The sequence below is a fragment of the Caballeronia sp. LZ065 genome, from assembly GCF_031450975.1.
GTDB lineage: Bacteria > Pseudomonadota > Gammaproteobacteria > Burkholderiales > Burkholderiaceae > Caballeronia.
This window is the reverse complement of sequence record NZ_JARUXV010000002.1, coordinates 265,713-288,084: the sequence shown is the minus strand read 5'-3', so window position 1 is coordinate 288,084 and position 22,372 is coordinate 265,713. Positions and strand designations below refer to the sequence as shown.

The following is a 22,372-nucleotide window of genomic DNA, read 5'->3' as shown; positions in this document are numbered from 1 at the left end:
CTCTAGGCTAAGGGCCAGACTCCCGAAGGCAAATCAGGGCAAGCCCGGAGACACGTGCCCGCCCATGCAGCAAACGATTGCGCCGCCCCATGCGGACATCGCCCGCCATGTCAACGCCATGCCGCGCAATGAACTTGATACGCGGCAAATTCCACGAAACTATTTCTTTTGAGTTATTCTCGTTAACCCTAGGCAACAGACTTTCATTTCCATTTCATACGCGCGCGAGGCCTTTCCTTACGCGCAACTTTCCCGCTCGTCGTCCCTCAAGCCGCCGCGCAGTCCGTCGCGAGCCCGCCCCACCGCGTGCCCGCCGCGTTTTTTTGCCCGAACTAAAGCAACCGTATGCATCTGCCGTCCGTTCTCAGCTTTCTTATCTGGATCCCCGTGGTGTCCGGCATCTTCGTGCTGACCTTCAGCGCGTCGGCCACCCTTTCGCGAGCCGTCGCCCTGTTCGGCGCGGTGCTCGGCATCCTGCCGCTGGTCCCGCTCGTCGCCCACTTCGATGCATCCTCCAGCGCCATGCAGTTCGTCGAGCAGATGGACTGGCTGCCGCAGTTCGGCATCTCGTACCACCTCGGCGTGGACGGCATCTCGCTCTGGTTCACGGTGCTCACCGCCGTCACCACGCTCATCATCTTCATCGCGTCGTGGCAATCGGTGACGAAGCAGGTGGCGCAGTACTACGGCGCGTTCCTGGTGCTCTCGGGCTGCATGCAGGGCGTGTTCGCATCGCTCGACGGCATGCTGTTCTTCGTGTTCTTCGAAGCCTCGCTGATTCCGCTGTATCTGCTGATCGGCACCTGGGGCGGCGGCGAACGGCGCGTCTATGCGGCCCTGCGCTACTTCCTGATCTCGCTGGTCGGCTCGCTCGCCATGCTCGCGGCGCTCGTCTACCTGTGGACGCAGGCGCACAGCTTCGACATCGAATCCTGGCGCGCGCTCAAGCTCGACTTCACGCCGCAGGTCGTGATCTTCCTGTGCTTCGTCGCGGCCTTCTCGGTCAAGGTGCCGATGTGGCCGGTGCATACCTGGCTGCCCGACGTCAACGCGGAAGGCCCGACCGGCGCGGCCGTGCTGCTCGGCATGCTGAAGGTGGGCGGCTATGGCCTGATGCGCTTCGTGCTGCCCATCGTGCCCGACGCGTCGCATTTCTTCGCCCCCGCGATGATCACGCTGGCGCTGGTCGCCGTGATCTACGGCAGTCTCGTGGCGCTCGCACAGACCGACATGCGCAAGCTGCTCGCGTATTCGTCGGTGGCGCACATGGGCCTCGTGACGCTCGGCCTCTTCACCTTCGACCGCCTCGGCACCGAAGGCGCGGTCGTGCAGATGCTGTCGTATGGCGTCGTCTCGGGCGCGATGCTGCTGTGTACCGGCGTGCTGGTCGACCGCACGCGCAACGGCTCCATCGACGCTTACGGCGGCGTCGTCAACACCATGCCGAAGTTCGCGACCTACGCGATGCTGTTCTCGATGGCCAATGTCGGCCTGCCGGGCACGTCAGGTTTCGTCGGCGAATTCCTGGTGCTGATGGGCGCGATCCGCCTGAACTTCTGGATCGGCGCGATTGCCGCGAGCACGTTGATCCTGAGCGCGGCCTACACGCTGTGGATGGTCAAGCGCGTGATGTTCGGCGCGGTCCGCAACGACCGCGTGGCTTCGCTGCGCGACCTGGGCAAGCGCGAGTTCGTGCTGTTCGGCGCGATGGCGGTGCTGGTGCTCGGCATCGGCGTGCATCCGAAGACCTTCACGGATGCCATTGGTCCTTCGGTCGAGCATTTCCTCTCGGCGGCGCAAGGCTCGTCCCTTCCGGACGATGCCGGCGCGGCCTCGTACAACGCGCACAGCGTGGCCGAAACCGAGCGCCAGCCCGGCTAAGCGTCCAGACGCGCGGGCGCCCTGCCCGCGCGTGCCTCGTCAGCGACCGGCCGCCACCGCGCGCCGCGCCCGCCGCGGCGGCGGCCCGACGACATCCTCCAGCAGTTCCTCGTGCAATTCGCGCAGCACGTCCACGAACGCCGACGCCAACCGTTCGCGCGGCCGATGCGGCGGAAACAGCAGATACGTAGGAAAGCGCGTGTCCGGCAAGAACGGCCGAATCGCGATATCCGGCCCCCGGTAGTCCCGCGCGACGATCGGATGCGCCAGCGTCACCCCCATTCCATGCCGCACCATTTCGCAGCACATCGCCGTGTACTGCGCCTCGATGGCCAGCACGCGCTTGACGCCCGCGCGCTGGAACACGTCGTCCATGAGCGCGCGCGTGCCGTCGCCGTGACACAGCGAGATGAACGACTCGCCTTCCAGGTCTTCCGGCCGAATTGCACGCTTGCTCGCGAGCCGGTGCTGCGCGGGCATCACGCACACGGCCGAAACGCTGGATAGCTGCTCCACTTCGCAATCCGATGCCTCGCTCACGTACACGGCCACGCCGAGATCGCAGAACTGCGACGCCGTCCAGTGGTTCACCGTGCCCGACGTGTTCACGTGCAGCGACACGGTCACTTCCGGAAAGCGCTCGACGAAGCGCTTGATCGCGTGCGGCACGAGCGTGATGCCCGCCGAGGGCATCGCCGCGATACGCAGACGGCCGCTGCCGAGATTGCGAATCTGCGCGGCCGCGTTGGCGAGTCCCTGCAAGCCGACGAACGCGCGCTCCACTTCGCGGAAGAACGCGGTGCCCTCGCTGGTCGGGATCAGCCGCACGCCGCTGCGCTGGAACAATTGCAGGCCGGTTTCGCGTTCCAGTTGCGAGATCAGGCGGCTCACATTGGGCTGCGATGTGAACAGCGCCTTGGCTGCGGCGGTCATCGAACCGGACACCATGACCGCCCGGAATGCCTCGATGTGCTTCAGGTTCATCGTGGGTTTCTCCTCGTGTTTTCCCTGTTCTCGTTAAGCCGAATCCATATCATTCCTGCATGGATAGCTATTTTATTCGTATTGGACGATATGGTTTGACGGCGCGACACTGCTTTTCAGCGACGGGCGCAACAGCCCGCTCCCCCACATACCGGATCTGGAGATCGTCGTCATGAGAAGCGCGCTGAACCGCCGTCTGTCTGTCCTGTCCCGCACCGCTATCGCGGGCGTCTCGATCACCGGCGCGCTGGCTGCGCCGCTCCTTGCCCACGCTGAAACCACGCTCTATGTCGCCAATGTCGGCGGCTCGAACGAACAGCTCTACCGGCAGAAAATCATCCCGCCCTTCGAGAAGGCGCACAACGTCAAGATCGTCTACGTCGCGGGCAATTCCAGCGACACGCTCGCCAAGCTCCAGGCGCAGAAGGGTCATCAGCAGATCAACGTCGCGGTGATGGACGACGGCCCCATGTACCAGGCCATGCAGATGAACCTGTGCGCGAAGCTCGACGACGCGCCGATCATGCAGGACGTGTATCCGCTCGCGAAACTCGGGCCGACTGCCGTGGGCGTCGGCATGGTGGCGACGGGTATCGGCTACAACGAGGAAGCCTTCAAGAAGGCCGGCCTGCCGCCGCCGGATTCGTGGAAGGTGCTCACCGACAAGCGCATCAAGGGCAAGCTCGGTGTCCCGCCGATCACCAACACCTACGGCCTGCACACGCTCGTGATGCTGGCGCGCCTGTCGGGCGGCGGCGAAAAGAACATCGATCCCGGCTTCACCGAAATGACGAAGCAGGTCGCGCCGAATGTCCTCTCGTGGGCGCCGACGCCCGGCGAGATGGACGGCCAGATGCAGTCCGGCGACGTGATCCTCGCGCCGTATGGCAGCGGCCGCGCCGTCGCGTTGCAGAACACCGGTTTCCCGCTCAAGTTCATCTACCCGAAGGAAGGCGCGGTGGCCTTGCAGGTGGCCGCCTGCGCCATCGCGGAGAACGCGCAGCCGCAGCTGTCGCAGCAGTTCGTGCAATACCTGCTGACGCCCGAAGTCCAGATGCTCCAGGCGCAGAACATCGGCCTGGGTCCGGTCAACAAGACAGTGAAGCTCACGCCTGAAGTCGTCGCGCGCGTGCCCTATGGTCCCGATCAGGTCGCCAAGCTGACCGCGATGGACTGGGCCACGATCAACCAGCATCGCACCGAGTGGACCGAGCGCTGGAACCGTTCGGTCGAGCGCTGAGCCGCACACGCGATCCGTTGACGTGACGAAGGAGCAAGGCATATGGCCTTTCTGACACTGCAAGGCATTTCGAAACGCTACGGCGATTTCACGGCGATCGAACAACTCGATCTCTCGGTCGAGCGCGGCGAACTGCTGTCCTTGCTCGGCCCGTCGGGCTGCGGCAAGACCACCACGCTGCAGATGGTGGCCGGCTTCGTCACGCCGACCACCGGCCGCATCCTGCTCGATGGCCGCGACATCACCCACGAGCGCCCGGAGAAACGCGGCCTCGGCGTGGTGTTTCAAAGCTATGCGCTGTTTCCGCACATGACCGTGGCCGGCAACGTCGGCTTCGGTCTGGAGATGCGCAAGGTGAAGCGCAAGGAACGCGATGAGCGCGTGGCCGAAGCGCTCGCGCTGGTGCGTCTGAACGGCCTCGGGCATCGCTATCCGAAGGAGCTGTCGGGCGGGCAGCGGCAGCGCGTGGCGATTGCGCGCGCCATCGCGATGGAGCCTCAACTGCTCCTGCTCGACGAACCGATGTCCAACCTCGACGCGAAACTGCGCGAAGAGATGCACATCGAATTGCGGGCGATCCAGAAGCGTCTCGGCATCACGACCATTCTCGTCACGCACGACCAGGTCGAGGCCATGACGATGAGCGATCGCATCGCGGTGATGCATCGCGGCACCATCGCGCAGCTGTCCACGCCTTATGACGCCTATGAGCGTCCGGCCACGCCGTTCGCGTCGACGTTCCTCGGCCGCACCAATACATTCGCCGGCGAAGTGCTGCAACGCAATCCGCGCTGCGCGATCGTCGAAGTCGCGGGGACGACGCTGCACGTTCCGCACGAGGGCCGTGACGTGGACGGCGCGGTGAACGTCTATATCCGTCCGGAGAAGGTCCATCTCGCCAATGGCAGCAACGGCGAGGCCCGCGTGCGCGGCCGCATTGCGACGCGCGTGTTCGTCGGCAATCAGTGGCTTCTGGAAGTGGAGACCGGGCTCGGCAAGCTGCGTGTCGCGCAGCCGAACCATGGCGCGCCGCCGCCCGAGGAAGGCGACGAAGTCGGCCTCGACTGGACCGACGACGACCTGCGCGTGCTCACGCAGGAACCGCAAGGGAACGCCCATGGCCACGCTTGAAGACGCCCGCCCCGGCGCCGCGCCGTGGCTGCTGTCGGGCCCCGCGCTGCTGCTGTTCATCGGCCTGCTGCTGGTGCCGCTGCTGCTCACGCTGATGCTGTCGTTCCGCGTCTTCAGCGACACGGCCGGCGTCCTGCCCGCATTCACGCTCGGCAACTACTGGGAAGTGGTCAGCGACCCGTACTACGGCACCATCTTCCTGCGCACGGCCGGCCTCGCCTTCGCGGTGACGCTGCTGTCCATCGTGCTGGGCGTGCCGGAAACCATCGTGCTGGCGCGCATGAAGCGGCCCTGGCAGTCGCTGTGCCTGCTGATCGTGCTCGGGCCGCTGCTGATCTCCGTCGTCGTGCGCACGCTCGGCTGGCAGATCCTGCTCGGCAACAACGGCGTGCTGAACAACGTGCTTCAGGCGCTGCACATCACCGACGAACCCATTCGCCTCGTCTTCACGATGACCGGCGTGATCATCGCGCTGACACACGTACTCGTGCCGTTCATGGTGATGTCGGTCTGGGCCACGATGCAGAAGCTCGATCCGCAAGTGGAATGGGCCGGCCGCTCGCTCGGCGGCTCTTCGTTCAAGGTGTTCCGCCGCGTGGTGCTGCCGCAGATCATGCCGGGCGTGCTGTCCGGTTCGATCATCGTGTTCGCGCTGTCGGCCTCGGCGTTCGCGACGCCTGCGCTGATCGGCGGACGGCGCCTGAAGGTGGTCGCCACCGCCGCCTACGACGAATTCCTCGGCACGCTCAACTGGCCGCTCGGCGCGAGCATCGCGGTGCTGCTGCTGATCGCCAACGTGGCGATCGTGATGGGTTGCAGCCGGCTCGCCGAACGCCGCTTCAAGCACATTTTCGACTGAGCGGAGGACTCCCGTCATGAAAGAAAACGGCTGGCTCGGCCTCACCTTCAATGCGCTGTTCCTGACGTTCATCGCCGCGCCGCTCGTCGTGGTGATGCTCGTCGCGTTCACCGACAAGGGCTTTATCTCGATGCCCTTCGACGGCGCGTCGCTGCGCTGGTTCCGCGCGATCATCGAGAACGGCGACATCGTCTCGGCGTTCTGGCTCTCGGTGCGGCTCGCGTTCGCGGCGGCCAGCATCGGCGTGCTGCTGGCGGTGCCGGCGGCGCTGGCTATCGCGCGCTATCGCTTTCCGGGGCGCGCGGCGCTTACGAGCTTCTTCCTCTCGCCGATGATGATCCCGGCCGTCGTGCTCGGCATCGCGTTCCTGCGCTTCCTGTCGCTGCTGCATCTGTCGGGATCGTTCTGGTCGCTGGTGGCGGCGCACGTGATCATCGTGCTGCCGTATGCGCTGCGGCTTGCGTTGTCCGCGGCCGTTGGCCTCGACCGCGACGCCGAACGCGCCGCCCTCTCCTGTGGCGCGAGCCGTTTCACCGCGTTCCGGCGCGTCGTCCTGCCGATGATCCGTACCGGCGTCGCGGGCGGCTGGGTGCTGTCGTTCATCCAGAGCTTCGACGAGCTGACCATGACCATCTTCGTCGCGACGCCCGGCACCACGACGCTGCCCGTCGCCATGTACAACCAGATCGCGCAGACCATCGACCCGCTGGTGGCATCCGTGTCGGCGGTGCTGATCGTCGGCACGGTCCTGCTGATGATCCTGCTCGACCGCATGGTCGGACTGGACCGAATCCTGATCGGAGAAGCCCGATGACTCTTTCCTCCTCCGCCAGCCCCGACGTCCTGGTTCTCGGCGGCGGGCTGGTCGGCTCGGCCGTGGCCTACGGACTCGCCCGCGAAGGCGCGCGCGTCACCGTGCTCGACGAAGACGACGGCGGCCTGCGCGCCTCACGCGGCAACTTCGGCCTCGTGTGGATCCAGGGCAAGGGCTACGGCCTGTCGCCGTATGCGCGCTGGTCGCGCAGCTCGGCGACGCGCTGGCCGGACTTCGCAGCGGCGCTGCGGGCCGAAACCGGCGTGGATGTCGCGCTGCGCCAGCCCGGCGGTTTTCACTTCTGTTTCGACGACGCCGAACTCGCCGAACGCGAAAAGCGCCTCTCGACGTTGCAAGCCGAACTCGGCGACTACCCGTACCAGATGCTCGACGCCGCCGAGGTGCGCGCGCGCATTCCGCAGATCGGCCCGGCGGTGATCGGCGCGAGCTATACACCGATGGACGGCCACGTGAACCCGCTCAAGCTGTTGCGCGGGCTGCACGGGGCGATGCAGTCGCGCGGCGTGCGGCTTGTCTCCGGCGAGCGCGTGGAGCGCATCGTGCCGGAGAGCGGCGGCTTCACCGTGCATGGCCGGCGCGGGACGCATCGCGCGGCCCGCGTGGTGCTCGCGGCCGGGCTTGGCAACCGGACGCTTGCGCCGTTCGTCGGACTGAATGCGCCGGTCGCGCCGAATCGCGGACAGGTGCTGGTGAGCGAGCGCGTCGCGCCGTTCCTCGACTATCCGACGCTCAACGTGCGCCAGACCGACGAAGGCAGCGTGCAGTTCGGCGATTCGATGGAGGAAGTCGGCTTCAACGACTTCACGACGACGCCCGTGTTGTCGGACATCGCCCGTCGCGGCGTGCGCGCGTTCCCGATGCTGCAACACGTGCGGCTCGTGCGCATGTGGGCCGCGCTGCGCGTCTACAGCCCGGACGGCTTTCCGGTCTACGACCAGTCGGAGGCGCATCCGGGGGCGTTCGTCGTCACCTGCCATAGCGGCGTGACGCTCGCCGCCGCGCATGCGATGCGCGTCGCGCCGTGGATCACCGGCGCGCCGATCCCGGACGAACTGCCCACCTTCTCCGCGCGCCGCTTCGAACATGCACAAGAACTGACTCCCGCACATTGAGTTCGACATGACAGTCCACACGCATCACCCACTCTTCAAGACCCTGGATGGCGAGGCCGTGGCCACGCTCGACATCTCCTTCAACGATCAGCCGCTCACCGTGCCCGCCGGTTGTTCGGTCGCGGCGGCGCTGCTTGCGGCGGGCGTCTCGCGGTTCCGGGCCACGCCGGTTTCCGGCGCGCCACGTGCGCCGTTCTGCATGATGGGCGCGTGCTTCGAATGCCTCGTCGAGATCGACGGCGTGCCGAGCCGCCAGAGCTGCATGGTGGAAGTGCGCGCCGGTATGCGAGTGCGCTCGCAGGAAGGCGCGCGCGACCTGCCGCCTTCGGTTGAATTCGATGCTCCGCTGGAGAACGTCCATGGCCGCTGATTTCACTTCCGAAGCCGTCGATGTCGTCGTGATCGGCGCCGGTCCCGCCGGCATGAGCGCCGCGACGCGCGCCGCGCGCGCGGGTCTTTCGACTGTGCTGATCGACGAGCAGGACGCCGTGGGCGGACAGATCTATCGCGCGATCGGGAAGGCCGATGCGCGCCGCAAGCAAATCCTCGGTCCCGACTACGCGGCGGGAACGGCGATCGCGGCAGCGTTCGCGGCATCCGGCGCGCGGCACGTGACACAGGCCAGCGTCTGGCAGGTCACGCGCGAGCATGGCGTCCATTATCTGAAGGACGGCAAGATCGGTTCGTTCGAGGCGCAACGCGTGATCCTCGCGAGCGGCGCGCTGGAGCGGCCGTTTCCGATTCCCGGCTGGACGCTGCCCGGCGTGCTGAGCGCGGGCGCCGCGCAGATCCTGCTGAAAAGCGCGGGCGAAGTGCCCGCCGCGCCGCCGGTGCTGGCGGGTTGCGGGCCTTTGCTGTATCTGCTCGGCTGGCAATACGTGCGCGCCGGTGTGCCGATCCGCGCGCTGGTCGACACAACGCGCCATGAAGACCGCTGGCGCGCGAAGAAGCACATGTTGTCGGCGCTGCGCGCATGGCCGTTCCTGTCCAAGGGATTGCAGCTGATCCGCACGCTGCGCGAAGCGAACGTGCCGATCTTCGAAGCCGCCGACGATTTGCGCGTGGAGTCCAGTATCGGCGCGGACGGAGTCGAACGCGCGGCCGCGCTCAGCTTCACGACGCAAGGCGCGGCGCATCGCATCGAGGCGGACGTGATCCTGCTGCATCAGGGCGTCGTGCCGAACACGCAGTTCACGCAGGCGCTGCGTGCTGCGCATCGCTGGGACGATGCGCAGCTGTGCTTCACGCCGAAGGTCGATGCATGGGGCGAGCTGGATGTGCCCGGCATCTTCGTCGCAGGCGATGGCGCGGGCATCGGCGGCGCGCAGGCAGCGGCCTTGCAGGGCACGCTGGCGGCGCTTGGCGTAACCGCGCAACTCGGCGCGCTCGACATCGCCCGGCGCGATGCAGAAGCCGCGCCACTGCGCCGCGCGCTCGCGGGCGTGATGCGCATCCGGCCATTCCTCGACAGCCTCTATCGTCCGCGCGACATCAACCGCATCCCGCGCGACGAAACCGTCGTGTGCCGCTGCGAGGAAGTCACGGCGGGCCAGTTGCGCGAGTTCGTCGAGCTCGGCTGCGTCGGGCCGAATCAGGCAAAGTCGTTCGGACGCTGCGGCATGGGGCCGTGTCAGGGCCGCATGTGCGGGCTGACCGTAACGGAAGTCATCGCGGATGCGCGGCGTGTGTCGCCCGCCGAAGTCGGCTATTACCGCATCCGTCCGCCGATCAAGCCGCTCACGCTCGGGGAACTCGCCGGTGAATGACGCCAATCAAGTCACCGAAGCCGATGTGCTCGTCATCGGCGGCGGGCTGCACGGCACGAGCAGCGCGTTCCACATGGCCCGGCGCGGCGCGAAGGTCATCGTGCTGGAAGCCGATTACGTCGCGCGCCATTCGTCGGGCGTCAATGCCGGCGGCGTGCGCACGCTCGGACGGCCGCTGCCGGAAATTCCGCTTGCGCTGATGTCGCGCGAAATCTGGCACAGCATGACCGATCTGATCGGCGAGAACGGCGGCTTCGTGGCGTCGGGCCAGTTGAAGATCGCCGAATCCGAGGACGATCTCGAAGCCTGCCGTCAGCGCGTTGCGTTGCTCGAAGCGCAGGGTTTCACGCACGAGAAACTCGTGGACCGGAAGACCGTGCTCGAACTCGAACCCGCCATCGCGCCGCATGTAACCGGCGGCATCTGGGCCGCGCGCGACGGCTATGCGCTGCCCTTCCGCACGACCACCGCTTTCCGGCGCGCCGCGCAGCGGCTCGGTACGCGCTTTCTGGAAGGCATGCCGGTGAAGCGTATCGAACAGCGTGGCAACCGCTGGATCGCGCAGACGCCGCGCGGTGTGTTCAGCGCCGAAAAGCTGCTCGTGAGCGCGGGCGCGTGGTCCGGAGAACTCGCGCAGCAAGTCGGCGAAACGGTGCCGGTGCGTCCCGAAGGCTTGATGCTGATGGTGACGCAGCGCGTCGCGCCGTTCTGCCGTTCGACGCTGATCGGCACCGGCCGGCCGCTGTCGTTCAAGCAGTTCGACAACGGTACGGTGGTGATCGGCGGCAAGCTGATCGGCATCGCGGATCTGCCGAACCGACATGGCGAAGTGGACTTCGTGCGGCTCGTGAAGAGCGCCCGCACCGTCACCGACCTGTTCCCGCATCTGAAGCATCTCGGCGTCAACCGCGCGTGGGCCGGCGTCGAAGCCTTCATTCAAGACGACTTGCCCGTGATCTCCGCGAGCCGCACGGCCGCGAATCTGTACTACTCGTTCGGCTACTGCGGCAGCGGTTTCCAACTTGGGCCGGGCTGCGGCAAGCTCGTGTCCGAACTGATGCTCGACGGCGCGCCTTCGCTGTCGCTCGATGCGTTTGCCATCGACCGCTTCGGACGCGGCGCTGCGGTCCACTGATCGCCCTTTCCTGCGCCGCACGCTCGCGGGCTTTCGCGACTGCGGCTTCGTTTCACTCATCCCATTTGGAGAACAACCCATGAGCGATATCGTTCGCATCGACACCAATCAGCGCATGAGCCGCGTCGTGAAGGCGGCGGGTCTCGTGTTCGTCGGCGGCCAGACATCCGCCGATCCCACGCCCGACATCAAGCTGCAAACGTCGAAGGTGCTCGAGAAAATCGACGGCTTCCTGGAGAAGGCCGGCATCGACAAGACGCGGCTCGTGTCGGCGCAAATCTGGCTCTCGGATATCGCGCGCGATTTCGCCGGCATGAACGAAGTGTGGGACGCGTGGGTGCCGGAAGGCTGCGCGCCCGCCCGCGCGACGGTGCAGGCACAACTTGCTTCGCCGACCTTGCTGGTTGAAATCGCCGTAATCGCATTGGGCTAACGCTGCCCGCGCCCGCGCGGCTGTTTTCTGCCGCCGGGCGCATTCCTCTCGTCGCCGTTCGCGCGACACGCTACACCTCTCCCTCCTCGTCGGGCCGACTTCCCATACGCGGGAAATCCCCACCCTTTCCATTCTGAAAAGATCATTGACATTCCACTCAGCATTTTTGATACTGGTTGGAATGTAAAAATTCACAAGCGGATCTTTAGCGAGATCAACCGGCGGCGCCGACGACAGGGAGGCAGCACATGCACGTGGGAATGACGACGATCTTTCAGAATCTCGGCGTCGGGCATACGGACGAGGAGATCTACCAGCACGAGCTCTCGATGGCGGATCTCGCCGAGCCGCTGGGTTTCGATTCCATCTGGGCCGCCGAGCATCACTTCAACGGCTACACGATGTGCCCCAACGTCACGCAGTTCCTGACCTACATGGCCGGCCGCACGAAGCGCGTGAAGCTCGGCTCGATGGTCAACGTGCTGCCGTGGCACGACCCCATCCGCGTCGCGGAAGAGGTCGCGGTGCTGGAGCACATGTCGAACGGGCGCGCCATCCTGGGCGTCGGGCGCGGTCTTGGACGCATCGAGTTCGAAGGCTTCCGCGTGCCGATGGGCGAATCGCGCGACCGCTTCGTCGCCTATGCGGACGCCATCCTGAACAGTCTCGAAACCGGCTATCTGCAAAGCGACTCGCCCGCCTACCGGCAGCCGCGCGTGCAGATCCGCCCCGCGCCGCTGCGCAGCTTCCGCGGCCGCACCTACGCGGCGGCGGTGTCGCCGGAATCGGCACGGATCATGGCGAAACTCGGCATCGGGCTGCTCGTGATCGCGCAGAAGCCGTGGGAGAAGACCGTCGCGGAACTGGAGATGTATCGCGAGATCTATCGCGAAATCAACAACTGCGAGCCGCCCAAGCCGATCATCGCGTGCTGGATTGCCTGCCATGAAGACGAGGCGATGGCCAACGAGATGTACCAGAAGTACGTGCTGCGCTACAGCCGCTCGGCGCTGGAACACTACGAGTTCAACAACGAAGGTCTCGCCGACATCAAGGGCTACGAGTACTACGCCGCGCTCGCGAACAACATCAACAAGCACGGCATCGACAAGTTCGTGGAGTTCCTCGCCAACCTGCAAGTGCGCGGCACGCCGGACCAGGTGCACGACAAGCTGATGGAATACGTCGACATGGTCGATGCCGACGCCGTGCTCGGCATCTTCAGCTACGGCGGCATGCCTTTCGACCTGGCGAAGAACAACATGCGCACGTTCGCCGAGCATGTGTTGCCGCGCCTGAAGAAGCAACGGGCGCTGGCCGAAGCGTAGGAAGGAGACATCATGGCCGTCAGCGAAGCACATTACCGGCAGGGCATGCGGCAACTCGCGGCCGCCGTCACGGTCATCACGGCGGCGCACGAAGGCGCGCGCAACGGACTGACGGCGACCGCCGCGATGTCGGTCTGCGCCGAGCCGCCGCGTCTCGCCATCGCCGTGAACAAAAGCGCGAGCGCGCTGCCCTTCATCCTCGGCGCGGGCGCGTTCGCGGTGAACGTGCTGCGCTACGACCAGGACGCCATCGCCAGCCGCTTCGCGAGCAGCAAGACGCGCGGCGAAGCGCGCTTCGAACACGGCGCCTGGGGCGTGCTCGACACCGGTGCGCCGGTGCTGCACGACGCCGCCGCCTCGTTCGACTGCGTGATCGAATCGGCGGTCGAGATCGGCACGCATCTGCTGCTGATCGGCGACGTGCGCGCGCTGCGGGTCAATCCGGGCGACCATCCGCTCTTGTTCCTCGACGGCGAATGGGCCAGCCTGATCCAGGCCAACAGCGCGGCCATCGAGCAATACGGTGCGACGGTCGCGCAGTCCATCAAGACGGTGGATCAGGCGGCCGCGCACGCCGGCTCGCCCACCGACAAACTGCGCATGTTCGTCAAAAGCTTCACCTCGCTGAACCTCGCGCACTCGCCCGTCACGCGCAGCTTCTTTCACCACGAGCCTTATTTGCCTTCGGCGAAGCTCGCGGAGATCAACGCGGCCAAGAACCAGTTCGATCAGGGCTTGCGCGCGTTGCTGGAAGAAGGCATGCGCAGCGGCGACTTCGATATCGACGATGCCAGCGTCACCGCATTGGCGATAACCGGAATGGTCAGCTGGACGCATCGATGGTATTCCGAAGAGGGCCGCGACACGCCCGAACAGATCGGCGAAAAGCTCGCCGCCATGGCGATGGCGATGGTTCACGCACGCAGCGTCGAACCGGCCGCACGCTGATAACAAACACCCGAACACTCGAACAAGGAGCACCGCCCGACACGACCCGCTGTGCAAGGAAACCGCAGTCGATCACGACCTTCAACCCATATCGAAGGACTGAAGAATGAGGAGCAGGAGACACTTCCTGGCCGTGGTGCTCGCCACGGCCCTGTACAGCGCTGCGCCCGCGATGGCGCAGGAGAGCATCCCGCTCGGCGTGAACGTCGAGCGCACCGGCGTCGCGACCGGCTACGGCACGCACATGCTGATCGCGGCGCAGATCGCCATCGATGAAATCAACCGCGCAGGCGGCGTGAACGGCGCGCCGCTCAAGCTGGTGATCGAGGACAACCGCAGCAGCCCGGAACAGGCGGTGATCGTCACGCGCACTTTAGAGCGCGAGAAAGTCGTCGCCATGCTCGGGCCGATCCAGACCTCGCAATGCCGCACCGCGTTCCCGGCGGCCAACCGCGCGGCGCTGCCCACCATCTCGCCGGGATCGAGCGCGCCCGGACTGACCGCGCAGAATCGGCCGTGGACCTTCCGCATCTCCGCGATCGACTCGGTGACGATGACCAACGTCGTCGAGAAAATGCGCAAGGCGCATCCGAATGCGAAGACGGTTGCGATCGTCGTGGATCCGCGCGACGCCTACTCGCAGTTCCTCGCCAACACGGTGATCCCGCCGATTGCCGAGAAGAACGGCCTCACGCTGATCAACAAGGGCGCGAATATCGACGTCCCCGCCGACACCAGTGACTTCAGCGTCTACGTCACGCGCGTGAAGAGCCTGAATCCGGATCTCGTGCTGATCCAGATGAACCAGGAGCCGAGCCAGGGCTTCCTGCGCGAGGCCAACCGCCAGAAACTCGCCGCGCCGATGTTCGCGGGTCAGGGCTTCATCACGACCTCGACGGCGAGCGCGGCGGCAGGCGTGGACTTGTGGGCGGGCCAGCCGTTCGATCCCGAGATCAAGGACCCGAAGGTGGTCGCGTTCGTGAACGAGTTCAAGTCGCGCGTCGAGAAACAGTTGCCGGGCCAGTACACGTCGCCAACCTATATCGATGCTAGCGCATACGAGAGCATCTACGTGCTCGCGGACGGCCTGCGCTCGCTGAAGGCCACGGCCGCCTCGGACCCGAAGCAGGTGCGCGAGGGCTTGCGCAACTATCTGGGCGCGGTGAAGGACTACAAGGGCCTCGGCAACACGATCACCATGGGACCGGAAGGCGACGCGCTGAAGGACACGATGGTCTATCGCACGCGTAACGGCAAGTGGGAACGGCAGTAAGCCCGGCCGCCGCGCCGCAGTCATCACGAGGAACCGCCCGATGCTCGCGCAACAGATCGTCAACGGGCTGATGCTGGGCAGCGTGTACACGCTGATCGGCATTGGCTACACGCTGGTGTTCGGCGTGCTCAGGATGCTCAATCTCGCGCACGCCTATGTGTTCATGGCCGCGCCGTTCATCGTGCTCGGCGCGGTCGAGGCGGGCGTGCCGCCGTTCGTCGCGCTCGCGCTCGGACTCGTCGGCGCCGCGCTGCTCGGGCTCGTGCTGTATCTGCTGGTGTTCCGGCCGATCCCGCGCGAGCACGCACTGGGCGGCTTCGTCGCGAGCCTGTCGTTCGGCATCGTGTTGCAGGTGATCGCCGTGAATCGCTGGGGCGGACTCTCGAAGCCGTTTCCCGCGAAGCTCGCGCTGCCCGACTGGTCCATTGGCAACGTCATCCTTTCGGGGATGCAGCTCGCGAGCCTCGGCATCGCCGCCGTGCTGATGCTCGCGCTGCTGTATGTGATCCGCCGCACGCGCTTCGGCCGCAACATCCGCGCGATCGCGCTCAATCCCACGGCGGCGGCGCTGCTCGGCGTCGGCGTGCAGCGCGCGGTGATCCTCGTGTTCCTGCTGTCGTCGGGGCTTGCGGGACTCGCCGGCCTGCTGGTCGCGATGCGCTTCGAATCGATCACACCCTTCATGGGCGACACCTACGCGATCAAGGCGCTGGCGATCATCATCATCGGTGGCCTGGGCGACGTGCGCGGCGCGATGCTCGCGGGCCTGCTGCTCGGCGTCTGCGAAGTGCTGTTCGCCGCGTATGGCTCGCCGGGATGGTCGGAGGCCTTCATCTGGCTGTTCCTGATCGCCGTGTTCCTGATCAAGCCGTCCGGCATCTTTGGCGCACGCGTCGAATCGAGGGAGATCTGAATTGGACGTTCTTCTTTCCGAGCCGGTACAGGCGCTCATCTCGATCAACGTGCTGCTCACGCTCAGCCTGCTCTTTCCGTTCGCGGCGGGCGTGTGGTCGCTCGGCCTGCCGGGCTTCATGGCGGTCGGCGCCTACACCGCGTCGTGGCTGACGGTGTCGCATGCGTGGCCCGTCGCCGCCGCCCTGCCGATGGGCGCGCTCGCCGGCGCGCTCGTCACGCTGCCCTTCGCGCTGCTCACGCTGCGCATCCGCGGCATCTATCTCGCCATCGCCACGCTCGCGGCGGCCGAGCTGATCCAGTTGTTCTTCTCGCACTACGAGACCACCGGCGGCGTGATGGGACTCGCGGGCATTCCGTATCTCGGCGCCGTGCCGATCCTCGCGCTGGCCGTGGTCGCGGCGCTGATATCGGGGCTGCTGTTCGCGTCGCGCTTCGGCAAGGCGCTGGTTGCGGTCGGTTCGGACCCGACGGTGGCCGCGTGCCACGGCCTGAACGTGCCCGCGCTGCAATTCACGGCGCTGGCGCTGGGCGGCGCGCTCGCGGGCCTGGCGGGCGGTTGCTTCGCGCACTTCTACAGCTTCATCTCGCCGGCCAACTTCGGCTTCCTGCGCAGCACCGACGTGCTGATGTTCCTGATTGTCGGCGGGCTGACGCCGGCGGGCGCGGTGCTCGGGGCGGCGGTGCTCAGCGCGATCCCGCAGGTCGTGACCTCGCTGGAGAAATGGGCGCCCGCGCTGTACGGCGTGATCGTCATGCTGATGACCATCTACATGCCGCAGGGTCTGCTGCCGCGCCACCGGCTGGGCCGCTGGTTCAAGCCGCGCCGCAGCGCGCCGCCACGCCGCGCCGCTAAACGCCTGCCCGTGCCCGTCACCGGACAAGGAGCCGACGATGCTTGAAGTCCAGGCCGTATCGAAGGCATTCCGCGGCATCCACGCGATCGAGGACGTGAGCTTCCGGATCGAACCGAATTCGATCACCTCGCTGATCGGTCCGAACGGCGCCGGCAAGACGACGATGATCAACGTCATCACCGGCGTGCTCGCGCCGACGCGCGGCGCGCTGCTGTTCGCCGGCCAGCCGATTGCCGGACGCCGGCCGCATCAGGTCGCGAGCCTCGGCATCCGGCGCACGTTCCAGACCGTGCGGCTGTTCGACAAGCTCACGGTGCGCGAGAACCTGACGGTCGGCGGCTACCGGCAGTTGTCGGGGTGGCGCTGGCTGCACCGCTTCCTGCCGATGAACCTCGGCGACGCCGCCGGCCGCCGCCGCGCCGACGAAGTCCTCGCGATGTTCGACCTCACCGCGCTCGCCGACGAAATCGCCACCGACCTGCCCTACGGCACGCAACGCCGCGTGGAACTGGCGCGCGCGCTGATGGGCCGGCCGCGTTTTGCGCTGCTCGACGAACCGGCCGCCGGCATGAACGAGAAGGAAACCGCGCAGCTCGTGCGCGACGTGCGGCGCATCCGCGACGAAGGCGTGACGGTGCTGCTGGTGGAGCACGACATGTCGATGGTAATGAGCGTGTCGGACAAGGTTGTCGTACTGAACTTCGGCAGGAAGATCGCCGAGGGCACGCCCGCCGAAGTGCAGCGCAATCCGGACGTGATCGCGTCCTATCTCGGGAGCGACGACGCATGAACGCACGGGATACCGCCGTCGAGCGCGCCGCGCCGCCCGTCGCGCCGGCGCTTCATGTGGAGAACCTGAGCGTGGGCTATGGCCGCTCGCTCGTGCTCGACCAGTTCAGCTTCAGCGTGAATCCGGGCGAAGTGCTGGCGGTCGTGGGACCGAACGGCGCGGGCAAGTCCACGCTGCTGAAGGCGATCTCCGGCTGCCTGCGGCCGCGTTCGGGCCGCGTGCGCTTCGGCGCGGACGAACTGACCGGGCTTTCGCCCGACCGCATCGCGCGCCTGGGCGTGCTGCACGTGCCCGAGACGCGCGACATCTTCGGCGGCATGACGGTGTTCGAGAATCTGCAAGTGGCCTTCGACAACCTCAACGAGCCGTCGAATGCGCGGCATGCCTTCGACGAAGTGTTCGACCTGTTTCCCTTGCTAGCCACGCGCCGCGACGAAGCCGCCGGCAATCTGTCGGGCGGCCAGCAGCAGATGCTCGCGATCGCCCGCGCGCTGCTCGGCCGGCCGCGCTTGCTGATGCTCGACGAGCCTTCGCTCGGGCTGGCTCGCATCGTGTTCCGCGAGATCTACGCGACGCTCGAACGTCTGCGCCGCACGGGCCTTTCCGTGCTGCTGGTGGAACAGAACGCATCGATGGCCGTGAAGTTCGCGGATTCGGCCATCGTGCTGGTGAACGGCGAGATCGCGCTGCGCGGCCGCCGCGATGAAATCATGCAGAACGAAGCGCTCGTGCAGCACTATCTGGGCGGCCGCCCCGACATCCACGCGACAGCAGGAGACGACTAGACCATGGACTGGAACACGTTCACGCTCGGCGAGGCGCTGGCGCGCAATGCGAGCGACCGCCCGGACGCGCTTGCCATCATCGATGGTCCCGAACGCATCAGCTATGCGCAGCTCGATCATCGTGTCGATGCGCTCGCGCATGGCCTGCGCGATCTTGGCATCGGGCGCGGCGAGCATGTCGCGGTGTGGCTCACGAACTGCGCGGACTGGGTGGCGTGCTGGGTGGCGTGCGCACGCATCGGTGCAGTGGTCGTGCCGATCAACACGCGCTTCAAGACTGACGAAGTGCGCTACATCCTGAAGCAGTCCGATGCCCGCGCGCTGGTGATGATGGACCGTTTCTGGAACATCGACTTCCTCGGCATGGCGCGCGAGATGATGCCGGGCGTGGCGAACATGACGCCGGGCGCGCTGCACGCAGACGACCTGCCGATGCTGCGCTCGCTGATCGTCTGGAAGGACGTGCAGGCGCCGGGCTTCTTCAGCCTGAACGAGATCGCCGGGCGCGGCGAGGCGCGGGTCGCGGCCGGGGCCACGCTGCCCGAAGCGCATGCGGAAGATCCCATCGTGATCGTCTACACGTCGGGCACGACGGGGCATCCGAAGGGTGCGATGCATTCGCACATCCTGTTGCGCAACGCCGCCAACATGGCGCGCGCGGAACGCGTCTTCGCGGACGACGTGCTGCTCGGCCACATGCCCTTCTATCACGTCGCGGGCTGCGTCGCGCAGGTCGCGTTGTCGATGATGGCGGGCTGCACGCTCGTGCCGGTGCCGCACTGGGTGGCCGACGACGTGCTCGACATCATCGAGCGCGAACGCGTGACGATCTTCGGCGGCATTCCAACGCACTTCATCGACTGTCTCGATGCGCTGCGCAAGAAGCCGCGCGATACGACGTGTCTCAAGTCGGCGTGGATCGGCGGTGCGCCGGTCACGCCGGAGATCGCGCTCGCGGCGCGCGAGGCGCTGACCATCGAAGGACTGCAATGCACTTATGGCATGACCGAGACCACGGCCTGCACCGCGCTCAGCGAATGGGATGCGCCGCTGGAGGTCCTATGCGACAATAAAGGCAAGCCCATCGGCGACTTCGAACTCTCCATTCGCGACTCGCAAGGCCGCGAAATGCCGGTGAATCGCGAAGGCGAACTCTGGGTGCGCGGCCATATCGTCATGCTCGGTTATTACCGCAATCCCGAGGCAACCGCCGAAGTCATGACGCCCGACGGCTGGTTCCGCACCGGCGACCTCGCCCTGTTCGACGAACACGGTTATCTGAAGACCACGGGCCGGCTGAAGGAGATGTTCATCGTCGGCGGGTCGAATGCGTATCCGGCGGAGATCGAGCGCATGTTGCAGAGCCATCCGAAGGTCAAGCAGGTTGTCGTGGTCGGCGTGCCGGACCATCGGCTGGGCGAAGTCGGCCACGCCTTCGTACAACTGCACGACGCGCCGGAAGGTGAAGAACACGAAGAAGCGGCGGCGCAAGCGCTTATCGAGTATTGCCGCTCGCACATGGCCGACTACAAGGTGCCGCGCCGCATCTGTTTCGTCGATGAATTCCCGCGCACGCCCACCGGCAAGATCCAGCGCTTCCTGCTGGCCCGGCAGGCACGCGCGCCTGCCCAGGTTACGCCCTAGCCGCATCCTTACCTTCCATGCTGACATCGTCCGATACGCCACCCACCGGCTCGCAAAACATGCGCGAGCAACTGCGCCACTTCAAGAAGGAACGCATTCTCGACGTGGCGCGGCAGCTGTTCTTCGAGCGCGGCTTCAAGGGCACGAGCCTCGAAGCCATCGCCGACGCCATGGAAGTGACCAAGCCGTTCGTGTACGGCATCTACGACAAGAAGACCGACATCCTCTTCGACATCGTGCTGCGCAACATCACGCTCGCGCTCGACGCCGTGAACGAGTCGCTGCACGGCGAAGGCAGCGCGAGCGAACGTCTGGCACAGGTCGCACGCAAGCTCACGCTGATCTGTATCGAGCATCGGGAATCGGTGACCATCTTCTTCCGCGAGGAGAGTTCGCTCGACCCCGAGCATCTGCAAGTGATGAACGAGCGCAAGGGCGCTTTCGACGACGCGCTGGCGTCGCTGCTCGACATCGGCGTGCAGAGCGGCGAATTCGAACTCGACGACACCCGCACGGCCACGCTCGCGATCGGCGGCATGCTGAGCTGGACGTATAGCTGGTATCGGCCTACCGGACGCCTGAGCGTCGACGAACTGACCGATCACATGGCCCGCTATGCACTGCGCATCGCGGGCGCGAAACCGGAGCCGCCCACACGATGAGCATCGAGGTCACGCGTCCCGAAGCCGGCATTGCACTCGTCACCATTGGCAACGAAGCACGCCGCAATGCGCTCGCGCCGGACGACTTCATCGCGCTGGGCGAGACCTGGCCGCGCCTGGCCGACGACCCCGAGGTGCGCTGCGCGGTCGTCACCGGACGCGGCACGCAGGCGTTCTGTTCCGGCGCGCAACTGGGCGCGGATTTCTCGGGCATCGCCGAGGTGGACGACATGGTCTGCCGCGCGCTGCTCAAGACCGTGTTCTTCCCGAAGCCGCTGGTGGCGGCGGTGAACGGCCATTGCGTCGCGGGCGGCTTCGAACTGATGATGGCGAGCGATATCCGCATCGCGAGCGAGGACGCGCGGCTCGGCCTGCCGGAAGTGCACTGGGGCATCGTGCCGTCGGGCGGCGGCGCGATGAAGCTGATCGAACAGATCGGCCACGCGCGCGCGATGGAACTGCTGCTGACCGCCGGACTCATCTCCGCTGAAGAGGCGCGGGACTACGGCATCGTCAATCGCGTGGTGCCGGCCGATGCCGTGCTGGACACCGCGCTTGCGCTGGCCCGGCGGATCGCGGGCAATAGCCCGAAGGCCGTGCGCTTCACCAAGGAATCCGCGCTGCTGCGCCGTGCATCCGACTGGCAGGCGCTCGAAGCCGCGGAACGCCGACGGGCTGCGGACATGCGGTCGAGCGCCGACGCGCGCATCGGCGTGCAAGCCTTTCTCGCCAAACAGACGCCGGTGTATTGAACACTGGACGCTCTTCTCTCCGTTTCTGCGGGCTCACGCTGAAGACCCGTTTCCGCGTCCGCAAGAAACGACGTCGCAGTTTCTGAAAAGCAGGACCAATCCACACAAAACACTCTTGTGCCGCTTCTCGCCGCGCGTGTCCTTCGCTACCATAAATCAAGCGCTGGAACCCGGTTCCAATTTACGGAACCATGATAAGGAGAGCGAGACACATGAGCATCCTGGACACAGCCACTACCGTCATGCGCCTCATGGCGCGGCATCAGCGGGAAGTCTGGATGATCGACCTCGTCGATCACCTCGAGATGCCGAAGAGTTCGGCATCGCGCGTGCTCAAGCAGATGACCGACTGCGGTCTGCTTGAACGCGACAAGCAATCGCTGGCTTATCGGCCGTCGATGCTGCTGCTGGAACTGAGCCATCTCGTGCGCTCGGCCAGTCCGCTGATCGACATGTGCGCACAGGCGCTAGAAACGCTCGGCGCACGCTATGGCCACACCGGCTATATCTCGGTTCTGGAACGCAACGATGTCGTGGTATTGCGCGTGCAGCCCGGCTCGCTTGCCTTCCGCGCGACGACGCATCCCGGCCATCGTTCGGCGTCCTGGGCCACGTCCACGGGGCGCGCGCTGCTGGCTCGCGAAACCGACCAGGCCATCCGCGCGCGCTTCGCGTCCGGACTGCCGGGCGGCAACACGCCACTCACCGCCGGCTTGGCGGACACCCGCGCCGCGCTGGAGGACGCATACGCCGTGGCGCGCGGCCCCGCCCGGCTCGACGCGTTGCTCGAGGAGATCGCCGTGACCCGCACGCGTGGCTATGCGATCGCGGAAAACGAAGCGCTGTACGGCGTGTGCTCGCTCGGCTGCGCGGTCGCGGATCCTTCGAGCGGCGAATGCCTGGCGTTCTGCCTGAGCTTCCCGGCGGGCACGCGGGACTACGCCGCGCTCGCTGAACTGGGGCAGGCGCTGCTGGAGCAGGCGAGCACGATCGGGCGCTCGCTCGGCGACCCGTTCTGGGTCGGCGCCGAAAGATAAACCTGCTT

At 66.3% G+C, this 22,372-nt stretch carries 22 protein-coding genes; 21 read left to right on the top strand and 1 reads right to left on the bottom strand.

Annotated features, from left to right (window positions below):
* Nucleotides 1–345 precede the first annotated feature (345 nt).
* Nucleotides 346–1,881, top strand: coding sequence for an NADH-quinone oxidoreductase subunit M (locus tag QCE63_RS15495; RefSeq protein WP_309834192.1), 1,536 nt, complete (start codon nt 346–348; stop codon nt 1,879–1,881).
* A gap of 39 nt (nt 1,882–1,920) precedes the next feature.
* Here QCE63_RS15495 and QCE63_RS15490 read toward each other — a convergent pair whose 3' ends face one another.
* Nucleotides 1,921–2,865, bottom strand: coding sequence for a LysR substrate-binding domain-containing protein (locus QCE63_RS15490; RefSeq protein WP_309834191.1), 945 nt, complete (start codon nt 2,863–2,865; stop codon nt 1,921–1,923).
* A gap of 172 nt (nt 2,866–3,037) precedes the next feature.
* Here QCE63_RS15490 and QCE63_RS15485 point away from each other — a divergent pair, with 172 nt between their 5' ends.
* The 20 genes from QCE63_RS15485 to QCE63_RS15390 all read left to right on the top strand — a co-directional run bounded on the left by QCE63_RS15485 (nt 3,038) and on the right by QCE63_RS15390 (nt 22,364).
* On the top strand, nt 3,038–4,105 hold the full coding sequence (locus tag QCE63_RS15485; protein ID WP_309834190.1) for an ABC transporter substrate-binding protein: 1,068 nt from the start codon (nt 3,038–3,040) through the stop codon (nt 4,103–4,105).
* Between the two features lie 42 nt (nt 4,106–4,147).
* A complete protein-coding gene (locus QCE63_RS15480; RefSeq protein WP_309834189.1) occupies nt 4,148–5,236 on the top strand; it encodes an ABC transporter ATP-binding protein in 1,089 nt (362 codons plus the stop codon).
* The gene (locus tag QCE63_RS15475; protein ID WP_309834187.1) at nt 5,223–6,095 is read left to right on the top strand and encodes an ABC transporter permease; all 873 of its coding nucleotides are present in this window, start codon (nt 5,223–5,225) and stop codon (nt 6,093–6,095) included. Before QCE63_RS15480 ends, QCE63_RS15475 begins: the two co-directional genes overlap by 14 nt.
* Nucleotides 6,096–6,111: 16 nt before the next feature.
* Nucleotides 6,112–6,909: an ABC transporter permease gene (locus tag QCE63_RS15470; protein WP_309834186.1), complete on the top strand. Its 798-nt coding sequence runs from the start codon at nt 6,112–6,114 to the stop codon at nt 6,907–6,909.
* The gene (locus QCE63_RS15465) at nt 6,906–8,042 is read left to right on the top strand and encodes an FAD-dependent oxidoreductase (protein ID WP_309834185.1); all 1,137 of its coding nucleotides are present in this window, start codon (nt 6,906–6,908) and stop codon (nt 8,040–8,042) included. The genes QCE63_RS15470 and QCE63_RS15465 overlap by 4 nt, the downstream gene beginning before the upstream one ends.
* A gap of 7 nt (nt 8,043–8,049) precedes the next feature.
* Complete coding sequence (locus QCE63_RS15460) at nt 8,050–8,412, top strand: (2Fe-2S)-binding protein (protein ID WP_309834184.1); 363 nt, start codon at nt 8,050–8,052, stop codon at nt 8,410–8,412.
* Nucleotides 8,402–9,808 carry an FAD-dependent oxidoreductase gene (locus QCE63_RS15455; protein WP_309834182.1) on the top strand — a complete coding sequence of 469 codons (1,407 nt, stop codon included), beginning with the start codon at nt 8,402–8,404 and terminating at the stop codon, nt 9,806–9,808. Before QCE63_RS15460 ends, QCE63_RS15455 begins: the two co-directional genes overlap by 11 nt.
* The gene (locus QCE63_RS15450; protein ID WP_309834180.1) at nt 9,801–10,943 is read left to right on the top strand and encodes an FAD-binding oxidoreductase; all 1,143 of its coding nucleotides are present in this window, start codon (nt 9,801–9,803) and stop codon (nt 10,941–10,943) included. The genes QCE63_RS15455 and QCE63_RS15450 overlap by 8 nt, the downstream gene beginning before the upstream one ends.
* A 79-nt stretch (nt 10,944–11,022) precedes the next feature.
* On the top strand, nt 11,023–11,376 hold the full coding sequence (locus QCE63_RS15445; protein ID WP_309834179.1) for a RidA family protein: 354 nt from the start codon (nt 11,023–11,025) through the stop codon (nt 11,374–11,376).
* A gap of 260 nt (nt 11,377–11,636) precedes the next feature.
* Complete coding sequence (locus QCE63_RS15440; RefSeq protein WP_309834178.1) at nt 11,637–12,704, top strand: LLM class flavin-dependent oxidoreductase; 1,068 nt, start codon at nt 11,637–11,639, stop codon at nt 12,702–12,704.
* 12 nt (nt 12,705–12,716) lie between these two features.
* Nucleotides 12,717–13,652, top strand: coding sequence for a flavin reductase (locus tag QCE63_RS15435; RefSeq protein WP_309834177.1), 936 nt, complete (start codon nt 12,717–12,719; stop codon nt 13,650–13,652).
* 106 nt (nt 13,653–13,758) lie between these two features.
* Nucleotides 13,759–14,925: an ABC transporter substrate-binding protein gene (locus QCE63_RS15430; protein WP_309834176.1), complete on the top strand. Its 1,167-nt coding sequence runs from the start codon at nt 13,759–13,761 to the stop codon at nt 14,923–14,925.
* Nucleotides 14,926–14,965: 40 nt separating this feature from the next.
* A complete protein-coding gene (locus QCE63_RS15425) occupies nt 14,966–15,838 on the top strand; it encodes a branched-chain amino acid ABC transporter permease (RefSeq protein WP_309834174.1) in 873 nt (290 codons plus the stop codon).
* Nucleotide 15,839: 1 nt separating this feature from the next.
* Entirely contained in the window at nt 15,840–16,739 is a 900-nt protein-coding gene (locus QCE63_RS15420) for a branched-chain amino acid ABC transporter permease (RefSeq protein WP_309834173.1), read from the top strand.
* Nucleotides 16,732–17,484: an ABC transporter ATP-binding protein gene (locus QCE63_RS15415; RefSeq protein ID WP_309834171.1), complete on the top strand. Its 753-nt coding sequence runs from the start codon at nt 16,732–16,734 to the stop codon at nt 17,482–17,484. Before QCE63_RS15420 ends, QCE63_RS15415 begins: the two co-directional genes overlap by 8 nt.
* A complete protein-coding gene (locus QCE63_RS15410) occupies nt 17,481–18,269 on the top strand; it encodes an ABC transporter ATP-binding protein (protein WP_309834170.1) in 789 nt (262 codons plus the stop codon). Before QCE63_RS15415 ends, QCE63_RS15410 begins: the two co-directional genes overlap by 4 nt.
* A 3-nt stretch (nt 18,270–18,272) precedes the next feature.
* On the top strand, nt 18,273–19,913 hold the full coding sequence (locus tag QCE63_RS15405) for an AMP-binding protein (protein WP_309834169.1): 1,641 nt from the start codon (nt 18,273–18,275) through the stop codon (nt 19,911–19,913).
* 17 nt (nt 19,914–19,930) lie between these two features.
* On the top strand, nt 19,931–20,575 hold the full coding sequence (locus tag QCE63_RS15400; RefSeq protein WP_309834168.1) for a TetR/AcrR family transcriptional regulator: 645 nt from the start codon (nt 19,931–19,933) through the stop codon (nt 20,573–20,575).
* Complete coding sequence (locus QCE63_RS15395) at nt 20,572–21,327, top strand: enoyl-CoA hydratase/isomerase family protein (RefSeq protein ID WP_309834167.1); 756 nt, start codon at nt 20,572–20,574, stop codon at nt 21,325–21,327. Before QCE63_RS15400 ends, QCE63_RS15395 begins: the two co-directional genes overlap by 4 nt.
* Before the next feature lie 212 nt (nt 21,328–21,539).
* The gene (locus tag QCE63_RS15390; RefSeq protein ID WP_309834166.1) at nt 21,540–22,364 is read left to right on the top strand and encodes an IclR family transcriptional regulator C-terminal domain-containing protein; all 825 of its coding nucleotides are present in this window, start codon (nt 21,540–21,542) and stop codon (nt 22,362–22,364) included.
* The last annotated feature ends 8 nt before the right edge of the window (nt 22,365–22,372 follow it).

Bases quoted from the DNA above. Each gene is read 5' to 3' on its own strand.
- QCE63_RS15495 (WP_309834192.1), top strand. From the start codon at position 346: ATGCATCTGCCGTCCGTTCTCAGCTTTCTTATCTGGATCCCCGTGGTG.
- QCE63_RS15490 (WP_309834191.1), bottom strand. From the start codon at position 2,865: ATGAACCTGAAGCACATCGAGGCATTCCGGGCGGTCATGGTGTCCGGT.
- QCE63_RS15485 (WP_309834190.1), top strand. From the start codon at position 3,038: ATGAGAAGCGCGCTGAACCGCCGTCTGTCTGTCCTGTCCCGCACCGCT.
- QCE63_RS15480 (WP_309834189.1), top strand. From the start codon at position 4,148: ATGGCCTTTCTGACACTGCAAGGCATTTCGAAACGCTACGGCGATTTC.
- QCE63_RS15475 (WP_309834187.1), top strand. From the start codon at position 5,223: ATGGCCACGCTTGAAGACGCCCGCCCCGGCGCCGCGCCGTGGCTGCTG.
- QCE63_RS15470 (WP_309834186.1), top strand. From the start codon at position 6,112: ATGAAAGAAAACGGCTGGCTCGGCCTCACCTTCAATGCGCTGTTCCTG.
- QCE63_RS15465 (WP_309834185.1), top strand. From the start codon at position 6,906: ATGACTCTTTCCTCCTCCGCCAGCCCCGACGTCCTGGTTCTCGGCGGC.
- QCE63_RS15460 (WP_309834184.1), top strand. From the start codon at position 8,050: ATGACAGTCCACACGCATCACCCACTCTTCAAGACCCTGGATGGCGAG.
- QCE63_RS15455 (WP_309834182.1), top strand. From the start codon at position 8,402: ATGGCCGCTGATTTCACTTCCGAAGCCGTCGATGTCGTCGTGATCGGC.
- QCE63_RS15445 (WP_309834179.1), top strand. From the start codon at position 11,023: ATGAGCGATATCGTTCGCATCGACACCAATCAGCGCATGAGCCGCGTC.
- QCE63_RS15440 (WP_309834178.1), top strand. From the start codon at position 11,637: ATGACGACGATCTTTCAGAATCTCGGCGTCGGGCATACGGACGAGGAG.
- QCE63_RS15435 (WP_309834177.1), top strand. From the start codon at position 12,717: ATGGCCGTCAGCGAAGCACATTACCGGCAGGGCATGCGGCAACTCGCG.
- QCE63_RS15430 (WP_309834176.1), top strand. From the start codon at position 13,759: ATGAGGAGCAGGAGACACTTCCTGGCCGTGGTGCTCGCCACGGCCCTG.
- QCE63_RS15425 (WP_309834174.1), top strand. From the start codon at position 14,966: ATGCTCGCGCAACAGATCGTCAACGGGCTGATGCTGGGCAGCGTGTAC.
- QCE63_RS15415 (WP_309834171.1), top strand. From the start codon at position 16,732: ATGCTTGAAGTCCAGGCCGTATCGAAGGCATTCCGCGGCATCCACGCG.
- QCE63_RS15410 (WP_309834170.1), top strand. From the start codon at position 17,481: ATGAACGCACGGGATACCGCCGTCGAGCGCGCCGCGCCGCCCGTCGCG.
- QCE63_RS15405 (WP_309834169.1), top strand. From the start codon at position 18,273: ATGGACTGGAACACGTTCACGCTCGGCGAGGCGCTGGCGCGCAATGCG.
- QCE63_RS15400 (WP_309834168.1), top strand. From the start codon at position 19,931: ATGCTGACATCGTCCGATACGCCACCCACCGGCTCGCAAAACATGCGC.
- QCE63_RS15395 (WP_309834167.1), top strand. From the start codon at position 20,572: ATGAGCATCGAGGTCACGCGTCCCGAAGCCGGCATTGCACTCGTCACC.
- QCE63_RS15390 (WP_309834166.1), top strand. From the start codon at position 21,540: ATGAGCATCCTGGACACAGCCACTACCGTCATGCGCCTCATGGCGCGG.